Genomic DNA, 12,467 nt, shown 5'->3' with positions numbered 1-12,467 from the left:
ATTGTCGCTGTTCAGGCACGGTTAATTAACAAGATTGCGGCTATATGGGTCTTTTGGATCCAATTTAAACATCTGGACTTAAGAAATAGGTCCAGATTGGATATTTGCTTATTGAGCCGCCGTCTCGCACGGCCTGACTGTGGGTGTTTCCGTGGACACGCGCTGCAGGCTCCAGGTGCAGGTTTGAACAGTTAGGCCTGGCAGGTTTGGCACCTGATCCGAAGCCCAAACACTGGTCACCGAAAAACTGAATGGCGTGTTTGCAGCAGCGGGAAAAAACCGCGCAAGTTCTTTCGACGGGAAAGTACCGCCGCAGGCTTCGAAATAGCCGCTGACCAAGGTGCCCTCGGGGTTCAGAACAACTGATCCGGTATAAAGCGAGTATTCAGCCCCAAGCTCTTGTTTGTCCGTGTAACGCAGGTCGATGGATATGCGGTCTCCGTCCTGAACGATCCCGGCGCTCATGGGGTCGGACCAGCTTGAGGGCACGCCACCCGTGGTGCTGTCACAGGCATAGCGCCCTTCGTATTGGCCGGTCAGTGAAAAGCCTTCTGCATATGCTGCACAAGGGATGGCCGCAAAAATGGCAAAGGCTGTTTTTCTTAAAATGGGGTTCGAGGTCACAATAGCTCTCCTCTCCGATGCGGACAGGGATTGCGACGTCACAAAATATCCGAGTGCCTATCAATCACCTGGCCAAAATGATGCTGCCACAGGTCCACGCCCAGTTTACCGCTGCGATCAAGCGAAGACCCAACAACCGTATCGGCAATTATGGTCGGTTGCAGGCCCGCGTCAAATAGGGCGAACCCTGCGGCAAGAACGCAGGTGTCGGCCTGGATGCCACAGACCAGCACACGGTCGACTTTCCAGCTTTGAAATTGTGCGATGACTTCCAGGGGCGGACTGTAGCCGTATTTCAGGACAATATGATCTGCCTGAACAAGGCTTTCGTCGACAGAACGTGGCTTCCACCCAATTTGCCGAAAAAAAGGAACTTTGTCCTCGTCATGGCGTTCAACGGTAGCGACCGAGGGGAATTTGGTCGCCAACAGACGGCTGCGTTCGACCAGCCAATCAGGCGGGTCAAAGCTGGGTTGGACGTCGACAACCAATACGGCCTGTTTCAATCAATGCCTCCGATGCTGGCTAAACCGCTTGATGAACCTCGATGATATTGCCCTCGGGGTCGTAGAAGAACAGTTGGTGCCACTCTTTCGCGAATGCGGTGCCATAGTCCGAATACGGAATGCCGTTGTCGTCGAGCAGCTTTTTGAACGCCTCGATATCATCGGTGCGAAACGCGATGTGGCCGCGTTCGACAGGGTTGATAGTCTCACCATGTTTGAACGCGACGTCGAGGTTCTTTTCGGCCAGATGCATCTGCATGGCCCCGTCGGTGGCAAAGCGGATCTTGCCGCTATAGCCCTTGTCGTCGGTCTCATCGGGCCGAGGGAAATTCTCGATCGGGATATCGGCCAACCCCAGAACCTGAGTGTAGAAACGGTGCAACCGCTCAACATCGTCCGAGACAAAGTTGATGTGATGGAATTCAAGTTTCATGAAGGCCCGGCCTTTTAATTGGTGGTTGGCGTCAGAAAATCCCAAGAACCAGCGACAGGCAAGCCCTGTATCAAAGGGATTGATATAGCAGGGAAATGCGTACGCCGTGACAGTCAGAAAACCGTTGCACCGTTTGGGGGATGCAGGGATAGTGAAGGGATCACAAACTACCGGGGATCCTTGATGAACCCTACCAAGCTGTTTGTTTGCGCATTGATCCCCCTGTTTCTGCCGGGCCCGGCAGCGGCCCAGTCCGACGCGCCGCCGCCAAGTGTGACCGTCGCGCCGGTGACGTTGGAGGATTTGCAGAAAAAGGCCCAGTTTGTTGGCCGGGTCGTGGCGGATCAAAGCGTCGATCTGCAGGCCCGTGTCGAAGGGTTTCTGGAAGAAGTCAATTTTATCGAAGGCGGGACAGTCGCCAAAGGGGATGTACTTTTTCGCATCGAAAAGAAGAAATACGCGGCCAGTGTGGACAGCGCACAGGCGGCGCTGAAAAGCGCGCTGGCCAGCGCGCAGACCGACAAGGCGGCGCTGGATCGTCAGCAGGCTCTGTTCGACAAGGGAGATGTCCCACAGGCTGTTTTGGACACGGCATTGGCAACCTATGCCGCAGGGCAGGCTGCGGTGGATGAGGCGAGGGCCGATCTGAAAATCGCGCAGATTGATTTGGATTACACGGAAATCCTCAGTCCCATTGATGGGCGCATCGGGTTGTCAGCGGTGGATGCGGGCAATTTGGTAAGCTCCGATACCGGGGTTTTGGCAACGGTTAACAGCGTTGATCCGATGCTAGTGAGTTTTTACATCAGCGAGCCGGTCTTGCTGCAAGAACGCCGCAAAGGGCGCATCACGCCGGGCAACATCAAACTGACCACAAGCATCAAACTGGCGGATGGGGAAACCTATGCCTCCACGGGCAAAGTCATATTCGTGGGCGACAGCGTCAGCCAGAACACCGACACGATTGAGCTACGCGCCAGTTTCGCCAACCCTGACGGCGTGCTGATCCCCGGTCAATTCGTGACCGTGGGTTTGGCCGGTTCAGAGGAGCCCAAAGTGCTGACCGTTCCGCGCAACGCTGTGCAGTTCGACAAGCAGGGTTATTTTGTGTTTTCGGTCGACAGTGACGGCAAAACCCACCGGCAGAATATCGAGATCGGCACTCAGACAGCGACCCGCACTCAGGTGGTATCCGGGCTGAGCGAAGGCGACCGTGTGGTGGTACAGGGACTTCAGAAGATACATGACGGGCTGGTCGTGAAAGCAGTAGACAGTCAGGGTTAGGGGCCGGTTTGATCGCACGCTACTTCATCGACAGGCCGCATTTTGCAGCCGTGATTGCGATCCTGATGGTTCTGTTCGGCGCGGTCTGTGTGCGCCTGATCCCGATTACCGAATACCCGCATATCACGCCGCCGCAGATCTATGTGGATACGTCTTACCCGGGGGCGGACGCGCAGGTCATTCTTGAATCCGTCGCCACCCCCATCGAAGAGCGTGTGAACGGCATTCCGGGCATGTTATCGCTGTCGTCCAAAAGCTCGAATGACGGCACCTATATGCTGAACGTGTCCTTTGAGCTAGGCACTGACCCCGACGTGGCGGCTGTTGAGGTGCAAAACCGCGTGGCGCTGGCCAGTTCCGAACTGCCCTCGGCCGTATTGCAGCAAGGGGTCGAGGTTACCAAGCGGTCAGGCAACATGATTGTGGTGATCAACCTGACCTCGCCCGATGGATCGCGGGATGAGCTGTTTCTCAGCAATTTCGGTGCTGATTTCCTGCACGACCCGTTGCAGCGATTGCCGGGGGTAGGGACGGTGTCGCAATTCGGTCAGCTGGAATACAGCATGCGGGTCTGGATCAATCCGGTGCGTATGGCCGCGTTGAATATCACCGCGTCCGAGGTTGCCGACGCCATCGAGGATCAGAACGTCATCGCCGCCGCCGGACAGGTCGGGGCTCCGCCATTTGCCGAGGGACGAACCGATTTCCAGTTTAAGCTGCGGGCTGAGGGGCTGCTGCGAGATGCCGAGGAATTTGGGCGGATCATTGTCGCCTCGAACCCCGACGGGTCAGTCACGCGGCTTGAGGACATCGCTCGGATCGAGCTGGGCGCGGCCACATATTCCGGGTCGACCAAGCTGAACGGCAAGGACTCGGCCACTATCGCCGTCTATCAGGAAAGCGCCGCCAACGCGCTTGAGATTTCAGACTCGCTGCGCGCCTTGATGAAGGATCTGTCGGCGAAATTTCCCAAGGGCGTGTCGTATGAGATCACCTATGACGTTACTGACGCGGTGCGTGTTTCGATCCGCGATATCATGACGACGCTGGCCCTGACGGCGGGGCTGGTGATTGCGGTGACCTTTCTGTTTCTGGCCAGCCTGCGTGCAACCATCGTACCGGCCATCGCCATCCCGGTGTCGCTGCTGGGTGCTGTGGCGCTGATTTATGCCATCGGGTTCAGCGCCAACATGATCACGCTGTTCGCTTTGGTTCTGGCCATTACCCTAGTGGTGGATGACGCGATCATCATCATCGAGAACGCCGAACGTATCTTACGGGATGAGGGGCTGGACCCGCGTGCGGCGACCCTGAAGGCGATGTCTCAGGTCAACCGGCCGATCGTGGCGACGACCTTTGTTCTGGCGGCCGTGTTCGTGCCGGTGTGCTTCTTTCCCGGCGTGACGGGGACGATCTATTTCCAGTTCGCGCTGACGATCATCTTTGCCTTTGTCCTGTCTGCGGTGAACGCCCTGACGTTGGCACCGGTCTTGTGCGCGATGATGCTGAAAACTGACAGCAAGCCCATCGGTCCGCTGGCGATTGTTCCGGCAGTGATTGTCTGGCTACGGCGCCAATACCTGCGCCTTGTGGCGCTGATGCTGCGGTATATGGCGGTGTCGCTGCTGGTGTTTGCCGGGGCCGTCGGCGTGACGGTATATCTGTTCAAAACTGTGCCCACCGGCCTGATTCCGCAGGAAGACAACGGCGTTCTGATGGCGTCGATGGAACTGCCGGACGGGGCCTCGTTACAGCGTACCCAGGCTTTCATGGCGCAGGTGGGCAATCTGATCGAACAGACGCCAGGGGTTGCAGCGGTCACAACGGTCTCGGGTCATTCCATGCTGGCCGGGGGGCGTTCGAATGTGGGCATGGCCATTGTTACGCTCACCCCATGGGATCAACGCACCAGTCCGGATTTGCAGTGGTACGCCATCATGCATGGGCTTGAACGACAGCTGGCGACATTGTCAGAGGGGGTCTCATACGTGTTTCCCTTTCCAACCATTCACGGGTTGGGCTCGACAGGGGGTATCTCGGTCCAACTGCTGGATCTGGGCAAAGGCGACGGGGCACAATTGGATGCGGTAATGAACGGCTTTGTAACCGCCCTGAATGCCGCGCCCGAGTTTTCGCGTGCACATGGCGATTTCTCGGCCCAAAGCCCGCAATACAAGCTGTCCATCGACCGAGACCGTGCCGAGACGCTGGGCGCCAGCGTGGCGGATATCTTTACCGCGTTGCAGGCCAATCTTAGCTCGTACTTCGTGGACAACTTCATACTGGACGAGCGCGTCTATTGGGTGGTGATTTCAGCCGATGCCGAATTCCGTCAGACGCTGGATGACGTGGATAACATCTATGTCAAAAACAGCGCCGGAGACTCGCTGCCCGTGCGCAATTTCGTCAGCGGCGAACCGGTCCTCGCACCGGACACGATCCCGCGCTACAACCTGTTCACGGCGGCCTCGGTCAGTGCGCAATTGGCCGAAGGGGTCAGTTCGGGCGACGGAATCATCGCGATGCAGGCGATTGCCGACAAGACGCTGCCTGGCGGGTTTCGGATCGACTGGTCGGGTGTCACCCAGCAAGAGGTGAAGGCACAGGGGCTTGTGCCCTTCATCATGCTGTCCGCGCTGGTCTTGGCTTATCTGTTTCTTGTGGTGCTGTATGAAAGCTGGATTCTGCCGCTGTCGATCATCACGTCGGCGGTCTTTGCCCTGTTGGGCGCGTTGATCCCGCTGGCGGTATTACCGTTCCTGACCAGCAATATCTTTGCGCAGGTGGGGATGGTGCTGCTAATTGGGTTGGCCGCGAAAAAGGCGATCATGGTGGTCGAATTTGCCAATCAGCAACGTGAAAGCGGGGCCAGTATCCGAGACGCAGCCCTAAGGGCGGCTGAAATCCGGTTCCGGCCGGTGACGATGACGGGCCTGTGTTTCATCGTGGGCGTCATGCCTCTGGTTCTGTCCAGCGGGGCGGGGGCGGCAGCGCGGGTCTCGGTGGGGTATCCGGTTCTGTTTGGCATGATCCTGGACAGCACGCTAGGCCTGCTGATGATCCCGGTGCTGTATGCGGCGTTTCAGACTGTCCGGGAATGGCTGGTTGGGTTGCGAGCTGCCACCGGGTAGTTCCCGCAAGACCTGAAAATTGTTGCAGTCTTCCGGGGTTTCTCGGATGCTGAACGGCACGGAAACCGAGGTGGGCCCACGCAAAATGTCGCTGCAAGACCCCTTTACGGATCTTAAAATCGAACGGCAGGACAGCGGGTTTTACAAGGGCTACAACCTGCCGATTGCGCTGGTCAGCAAGATCGCTGTGTCGTTGCTAGTCCTGTGGGCGTTGGTCTGGCCGCTGAATGCGAATGACACGCTGAGGTCGTGGAAATCCGGGCTGCTGAGCGAGTTCAACGTCTTCTACAATCTCTCAGTCGCGTTGTTTGCCTTCTTTCTTTTTGTGGTTGCTATTCTTCCTGCCACCGGGCGCATGCGATTGGGGGGCGACGATGAACGGCCTGAATTCACCAACTTCTCGTGGTTTTCGATGATGTTCGGGGCCGGGTTGGGCGTTGGGTTGATGGTGTATGCCACGGCGGAACCGTTGGGCCTGTGGGAATCAAATCCGCTTACCATGTCTGGTGAGGTCGCCCCGAAAAGCGCCGAGGCGATTCAGGGTGCCTATCGCTATACCTTTCTGCATACAGGGTTCCACGCTTGGGCCATCTACGTGGTGACAGGGTTGAGCTTAGCCTATTACGCCTATACCCGTGACATGCCTCTGACGATCAGAACGGCGCTGACGCCGCTGCTGGGCGAGTATTCCAACGGGGTTGCGGGCCACGTGATCGACATTTTGGGGGTGGTGGCGACCATCCTCGGGGTGGCGGTGACCATCGGGTACGGAGTGTCGCAGCTTGTCGACGGCGCCTTCCTGATCACCAGTGCGCAGTGGTTGATGGAAGGGGTCATGAAACCCTCGACCGCTGGTCTGATTGCGGCGCTGGCGTTAGTCATGATGATGTCGACCCTTTCGGCGGTGTCCGGCGTGGGGCGAGGGGTGAAATACCTTTCGAACCTCAATCTGATCCTGTCACTGATTCTTCTGGCGGTGTTCATTTTCTTTGGCTCGTTTTCTTTTGCGATCAGGATCTATGGGCAGGCATTGGTGGACTATATCGTCAATTTTATACCGCTCAGCCTTCAGGCCCATTCCCCGATGTCCCAATCCGAGTATGCCGCAGCCCTGCCACCTGAAGCCGCTCCCTTCGTGGCCGAGCTGTTTCCCGGCGCTACTGATGCCTGGGACACGCGTGACAGCTTTTTGGCAGGGTTAAGCGGGGACGTGGCCGACCTGCCTGACACGACAAAGCAGGCCGCCTATGATGCAGGTACACCGGGGCGGCTGTTCGGCTGGCAATCGGGCTGGACGACCTTCTATTGGGCGTGGTGGATTGCCTTTTCCCCTTTTGTCGGTCTGTTTCTGGCCCGCATCTCGCGTGGGCGCACAGTGCGCGAATTCATCCTTGGTGCAGTGGTTGCACCGTCTTTGGTTTGTTTTGCCTGGATGACCATTCTGGGCGGCTCGGCCATTGATCTGGAACTGAACGGAGACGCCGATGGCGCCATTCTCACGGCCTCGACTACGGCGACGCTGTTTGTGACGCTCAGCGAGATGATCTCGGGACATCTGCTGATAATCATCAGTTTTATGTGCGTGGTGCTGACCATGACCTTTCTGGTCACGTCAGCGGATTCCGGCATTCTGGTGATGAACACGATTATGTCCGGCGGGGCCGAAAAAACCGGGGTCATGCACCGTGTTTTGTGGGGCGGATTGCTGACGCTGGTGATTGGAACCCTGCTGATGGCCGGGGGCGGCGGGCTTGAGGCATTGACCAATTCCATGATCATTGGTGCGCTGCCTTTTAGCGTGGTCTTATTGCTGATGTGTGTCTCGCTGGCCAAGGCGATGATCAATGATCTGCGGCGTGCGCGCCACGAAGAAAACGAGACTGAAACCTAATCTTATCTGAGCGTGACCTTCAGAGGCACATCAGATTGGATCGACTCGCACCGTCGAGAACACTGACTGATCCTGGGAATGATCTGCGCCTATTTGGTCGAGAAACAGATCGAAAAAGCAGCGCCGTCATGTGTCGGTAGTAACGAGATATCCGCACCATGTGCCCGCAGTGTATTGCGCACGATGGACAGCCCCATACCAGTCCCGCCCTGATCGCGTTTGGTGGTAAAGAACGGATCAAATACCCGCGCTGCATTGCCGGAGGAAATTCCTGGCCCATCATCGCTAATGCGCAGGATCACTTCGGTATCGTCTCCTGTTGCCGACAGGGTCACAACCTGCGCACGATGTTCTTGCGCGTTGCCGAGCAATTGGCGTAACACGACCAGCAAGCCATTGTAACCAATCGGGATAATTAGATCGCCGCCGTCAAAACGCATTTCGAGAGTGGGAAAATCGCTGGACAATGCGTCTTGCACCGCGTTCAGACAGGTCACCCCCTCATGACGCGACTCGCGCGCGCGGGCTACCTGACGCATGGCGTCGATCTGCTGTTCCATCTGCACGCCCGCGCCGGCAATCTGGTCCACCAGCCTCAGGTTTTCAGCCGATAGCGTGTCATCATCGCGCAGTAATTCCGTCGCTACCCTAAGTGTTGCAACAGGCGTCTTCAGCTCATGCGTGACATGGTCCGAGAAACTGCGGATAGTGGTTTCACGGTTGCGCAGGGTTTCGGCCATGTCGATGACGCGCTGGGCGGTGGTGCCGAGCTCCTGAGTGCCAAAACGTGAGGGCGGCGAGAGGGGATCGGCGGGGTACCGAACAACCTGCGTGGCAAAACGTTCCAGCGCAAAAATCGGTCGCAGCAATAGCCGCACCAACAACCAGCCTAGAACAGCCGTGGCCGCCGTGATGATCACCGCCAGCAAAACGGCGGCATTGCGATAGCCCAGTTCCGGTCCCAGATACCGAAACGCAACCAGCCCGGTCAGGGACAACAGCAATGTGCCGCATAGGGCGCCGCCCAGCACGAAGGCAAGGCTGGGGCGCCACTTGGGCCTCATGCCGCGGTGTCCTGAATGCGAATGCCGACACCATGCACAGTTTCGATCACCCCAGTGCAACCGGCCTGCGCCAGCTTACCCCGCAAGTTGCGTAGATGGCTGTCCAGAGTACGGTCCGAGACTTGCGACAACGCCCCCCAGACCGCCTGTATCAGCTGCGCGCGGGTGTGTACCTGACTGGGACGTTCGACCAGCGTGGCCAGCAAAGTGAACTCGGTCGCGGTCAGCGATATGGCGTTTCCGTCCAACCTGCAGATATGCGCGCCTGGGTCCAGCGTGATCCGCCCATGGGTCAAGGTCGGACTGGATTGCGACCCGGATGCACGTTTCAGGATCGCGCGCACCCGCGCCACCAGCTCACGCGGGCTGAAGGGTTTGGTGACATAGTCATCCGCGCCCATTTCCAGGCCCAGTATCCGGTCAATCTCATCATCGCGCGCGGTCAGGAACAGGATCGGAACCTCGGATCGGGCGCGGATGCGGCGGCAGACCTCGAACCCGTCCATCTCGGGCAGGCCAATATCCAGGACGATCAGATCCGGTGCTTCGCGGGCGGCGTGGGTCACGGCCATCTGGCCATCGCTGGCGGTGATCACCTGAAAGCCGGCGCGTTCCAACGCCAGACCAGCCAGATCGCGCAGGCGGGGATCATCGTCAACCAACAGGATTTTCATTGCGCCTCGCCTTTGGGGTTCGCCGTAAGATAGCCATTCACACGTGCGGTGCGAAAGCCCCATTCGCGCCAGTTCGGATGGGTTGGGGCAGGATGCACACAGCTTTGGGCCCAGTCGGGAATGTGCATGATCGGCTGTTTGGCAATCTGGGTAGAAATTGCCTTGGAGGCCGAGTGCCCCAAACCACACAGATAGGTCCAGTCGGTCCGGGTCGCAGTATCCGAATCTGCAGCACGCGACAATGTATCCGCCGCAATCAGCGCAGCGAAATTTATGAACGCACAGATATAGAGGGTTCCCACGCTCAACATAGTGACCCGCAGGATCAACCAGACAGACGAACGCCCCCTTTGCACCTGCCAGGCCACCATGGCCAACCCAATTGCCACCAATCCCATCCAGATCAGCGCGTAGATCCGTAGGTAAGTCAGGCCAAACGCGTCGATATACAAGTCCAACCGGAACGCTGCGGACAAGGTCAGCAAAACGTTCTGTGCCAGCCATACAAGCAACAAGGGTTTCAACGCTGGGCTTTGCCCAAGAAAGGGGCGCGCCGCCAGTGCGAAGGCCCCGGCCAGCAAGGCCGTCATCAGCAGGGGGTAAGCGCCGCGATGGGCATATGTGGCGTGGCTCATACCTTCGGGCAGGGCGGCGGCGCCGAACAGGATCGAGATGTCCATGATGCTCTGCGCCGCCAACATGAGGTTGAACAGAACCAATGCCCTGAAAACCGATCCGGCATTCAATAGGCGTGACATGTTCCAGCTTAGGGTGGGGGCTGCCATAGGCGCATCCGGCGCGGGGGCTGTCAGGAACGGCCAAATCAACAAGGCCAGCCCGCCCCAGAACGCGATCCGGCGGATCAGCACAAACAGGTCGAAATCGACCTTAAGCACTCGGACCAAAGCATGTTCCAACACCGGATTAGCACTGATCAGCAACGCCCCAAGCACGAAGAAGCCACCCAACGGAAAGGCCCAGTTGCGGATGAATACATGAACTATTGAACGGCCGGTTTCGCCATGTGCTACCGGTTTACGGCGCCATCCCCGAACGTGCGCTGCGCATTCCTTCAGCCCGGCAGTCGGAACCCTTTTGATCAGGCGCAATACTCCACCGGCCAGCCAGGGAAGGAGTTTGCGGTATTTGACCTCTGGTGGGATTTGCAACAACACGATCGCGCTGAGCAGCCCCGCGATCAGGAAGGTCACCGACAAAAGCTGGACATGTTCTACCAAAGGCAGGGTGGCCAGCATCAACACAACTGCGGGCGCCAGTAGTTTTGAGCGGGTGGGCTTGTTCACCCAGACGGCAGCAAAGATGCACCAAGCGAAAAGGGCCAGTGAGAGCCCGGGTTTGTGGCCCCAGAGCAGTAGATCGCCCAGCAGAACAAGCAGGATCAGTGCAGTAATCCGCGGAAACCTTCGGACGCCGTCCAGCACGTTTCCCGGGGTCGCAGGCGGGGGCGTTGGGTCAACCGACGTGCCGCTTTCACTGGCCAGCCACCAGCCATCATGGGCAAGTGAGCGGGGCACCCCCCGGATTATAAGTTCATTGGGCATATCAGCCTCCTGCTTGAGTTTCCTCAAGATTGCAGGGGCAGATCGCAGAACCTTTGCAGCAGTTGTGCAGAATTCGTGCAGATTGGCCCGGACCTACGGACCCGGCAAGGGGTGTCTGGCAGGTTAGTGCAGCGCGCCGTGATCCCTAAGTTCTCCGGCAAATCGGCAGCTGCGAACGGCCTCGGGCGTGGTGGAATACTGCGCCCTGAAAGCCCGCCCCAGGGCAGAAGCTGATGAAAACCCGGTTGCTGTTGAAATCTCAAGCTGTGGCATGTCGGTATAGCGCAGCAAGCTGTAGGCGCGCTCAAGCCGCAGCTCGCGATAGGTGGTTAACAATTTGACACCCGTCTTGTTCAGAAAACGTCGCTGCAATTGACGGGTCGAGGCCCCAAGCGCCTGCGACAGGTCCGAAATTTTCAGCGGGTCTTCGACATTGTTCAGCATCTTTTCGATCACCTGCCGGACCATCGGATCAGCCCCGGACCGTTGGATCAGGCGGTTGGCCAACTGGCTTGCACAGCCGCGTTTTGGTTCGGTCAGGCCAATGTAGCCGCGTAGACTTTCGGCTAGATGTTCACCGTGGTCCAATGCTACGAATTCCGCCAGCAGGCGCAGGGCGCTCAGTTTGGTCGCGGCACTGTGTACCCGCCCATCGGGTGATTTGTGCGTGGGTTTATGACAGTCGGCAAGTCCGATCTCCTGCGCTGCGGCCGAGAAATTCGGATGGATGGCGGCGAGGGGCTCATCAGTCTTCGCGCTGTGCGCCAGCAGTAGAGCAGCCCCCCCGACCAGAATGGAGCGTGACGCCAGATTCAGTATCTGCGCAACGCGGGTCTTGTCCTGTCTGGCGCAGTGCCAGGGTTTGTGAATGTCGCCCCAGAAAATCGCAGTGCGACCCGCCCAATACAGGGGGTCGCCAGTAAAGGCTTCGGATGTATTCCGAATGGTGACGGTATAGGTGTGATCTTCGACAAGATCATTCAGAGCATGAAAAAACTCGGTAACCATTTCGGCCGAACCATCGGCCTCGGGATCGTTTAGAAAAACGTCGATACTTCGCAGCCGTTCAGAGGCCGTTCGGGCCAACTGTACGTGGTTGTTGCCGAGGACATAGTGTTTCATTTCTCCTCCCCCTGCCTGATTTGGCTGCGTTGTTTTGGTCGGTGTACCCCCCGCCTTTTGGCGGGGGGTGTGATTTATTCTGCGGCTTCTTCGTATGCGTCCATTGGTGGGCATGTGCAGACGAGGTTTCGGTCGCCATATGCGTTGTCGACGCGGTTGACGGGGGACCAGTATTT

10 protein-coding genes are annotated in these 12,467 nt (G+C 58.1%); 3 read left to right on the top strand and 7 right to left on the bottom strand.

Going from position 1 to position 12,467, the window contains the following annotated elements; translation table 11 throughout:
• Nucleotides 1-108: 108 nt before the first annotated feature.
• From ACR0JB_RS16375 to ACR0JB_RS16365, 3 genes are read right to left on the bottom strand one after another with little or no spacing between them, the layout of a single operon-like run.
• A complete protein-coding gene (locus tag ACR0JB_RS16375; RefSeq protein ID WP_170413383.1) occupies nucleotides 109-624 on the bottom strand; it encodes a hypothetical protein in 516 nt (171 codons plus the stop codon).
• A gap of 38 nt (nucleotides 625-662) precedes the next feature.
• Nucleotides 663-1,130: a cysteine hydrolase family protein gene (locus ACR0JB_RS16370; RefSeq protein WP_170517256.1), complete on the bottom strand. Its 468-nt coding sequence runs from the start codon at nucleotides 1,128-1,130 to the stop codon at nucleotides 663-665.
• Between the two features lie 19 nt (nucleotides 1,131-1,149).
• Nucleotides 1,150-1,563 carry a VOC family protein gene (locus tag ACR0JB_RS16365; RefSeq protein ID WP_170350944.1) on the bottom strand — a complete coding sequence of 138 codons (414 nt, stop codon included), beginning with the start codon at nucleotides 1,561-1,563 and terminating at the stop codon, nucleotides 1,150-1,152.
• A gap of 183 nt (nucleotides 1,564-1,746) precedes the next feature.
• Here ACR0JB_RS16365 and ACR0JB_RS16360 point away from each other — a divergent pair, with 183 nt between their 5' ends.
• The 3 genes from ACR0JB_RS16360 to ACR0JB_RS16350 all read left to right on the top strand — a co-directional run bounded on the left by ACR0JB_RS16360 (nucleotide 1,747) and on the right by ACR0JB_RS16350 (nucleotide 7,869).
• A complete protein-coding gene (locus tag ACR0JB_RS16360; protein WP_170507255.1) occupies nucleotides 1,747-2,847 on the top strand; it encodes an efflux RND transporter periplasmic adaptor subunit in 1,101 nt (366 codons plus the stop codon).
• A gap of 8 nt (nucleotides 2,848-2,855) precedes the next feature.
• Nucleotides 2,856-5,978 (top strand): efflux RND transporter permease subunit, encoded by a 3,123-nt coding sequence (locus tag ACR0JB_RS16355; RefSeq protein ID WP_480790072.1) that lies wholly within the window; start codon nucleotides 2,856-2,858, stop codon nucleotides 5,976-5,978.
• A gap of 85 nt (nucleotides 5,979-6,063) precedes the next feature.
• Nucleotides 6,064-7,869, top strand: a complete 1,806-nt coding sequence (locus tag ACR0JB_RS16350) for a BCCT family transporter (protein WP_170398102.1) — start codon at nucleotides 6,064-6,066, stop codon at nucleotides 7,867-7,869.
• 89 nt (nucleotides 7,870-7,958) lie between these two features.
• Here the strand turns inward: ACR0JB_RS16350 and ACR0JB_RS16345 are convergent, their stop codons facing one another.
• The 4 genes from ACR0JB_RS16345 to ACR0JB_RS16330 form a co-directional block, all read right to left on the bottom strand.
• Nucleotides 7,959-8,933, bottom strand: coding sequence for a sensor histidine kinase (locus ACR0JB_RS16345; protein WP_170397780.1), 975 nt, complete (start codon nucleotides 8,931-8,933; stop codon nucleotides 7,959-7,961).
• Complete coding sequence (locus tag ACR0JB_RS16340) at nucleotides 8,930-9,607, bottom strand: response regulator transcription factor (RefSeq protein WP_170397777.1); 678 nt, start codon at nucleotides 9,605-9,607, stop codon at nucleotides 8,930-8,932. The genes ACR0JB_RS16345 and ACR0JB_RS16340 overlap by 4 nt, the downstream gene beginning before the upstream one ends.
• Nucleotides 9,604-11,169, bottom strand: a complete 1,566-nt coding sequence (locus ACR0JB_RS16335) for a DUF4153 domain-containing protein (protein WP_170397773.1) — start codon at nucleotides 11,167-11,169, stop codon at nucleotides 9,604-9,606. The genes ACR0JB_RS16340 and ACR0JB_RS16335 overlap by 4 nt, the downstream gene beginning before the upstream one ends.
• A 123-nt stretch (nucleotides 11,170-11,292) precedes the next feature.
• Entirely contained in the window at nucleotides 11,293-12,291 is a 999-nt protein-coding gene (locus ACR0JB_RS16330) for a helix-turn-helix domain-containing protein (protein WP_170397771.1), read from the bottom strand.
• Between the last annotated feature and the right edge of the window lie 176 nt (nucleotides 12,292-12,467).

Source organism: Ruegeria sp. BI7, assembly GCF_056537925.1.
The sequence above is the reverse complement of the archived record's forward strand: the minus strand, read 5'-3'. Positions and strand labels throughout refer to the sequence as shown.

Excerpts from the sequence above, each read along its gene's own strand:
- ACR0JB_RS16365 (WP_170350944.1), bottom strand. The coding sequence starts at position 1,563 with ATGAAACTTGAATTCCATCACATCAACTTTGTCTCGGACGATGTTGAG.
- ACR0JB_RS16360 (WP_170507255.1), top strand. The coding sequence starts at position 1,747 with ATGAACCCTACCAAGCTGTTTGTTTGCGCATTGATCCCCCTGTTTCTG.
- ACR0JB_RS16350 (WP_170398102.1), top strand. The coding sequence starts at position 6,064 with ATGTCGCTGCAAGACCCCTTTACGGATCTTAAAATCGAACGGCAGGAC.
- ACR0JB_RS16345 (WP_170397780.1), bottom strand. The coding sequence starts at position 8,933 with ATGAGGCCCAAGTGGCGCCCCAGCCTTGCCTTCGTGCTGGGCGGCGCC.
- ACR0JB_RS16340 (WP_170397777.1), bottom strand. The coding sequence starts at position 9,607 with ATGAAAATCCTGTTGGTTGACGATGATCCCCGCCTGCGCGATCTGGCT.
- ACR0JB_RS16335 (WP_170397773.1), bottom strand. The coding sequence starts at position 11,169 with ATGCCCAATGAACTTATAATCCGGGGGGTGCCCCGCTCACTTGCCCAT.
- ACR0JB_RS16330 (WP_170397771.1), bottom strand. The coding sequence starts at position 12,291 with ATGAAACACTATGTCCTCGGCAACAACCACGTACAGTTGGCCCGAACG.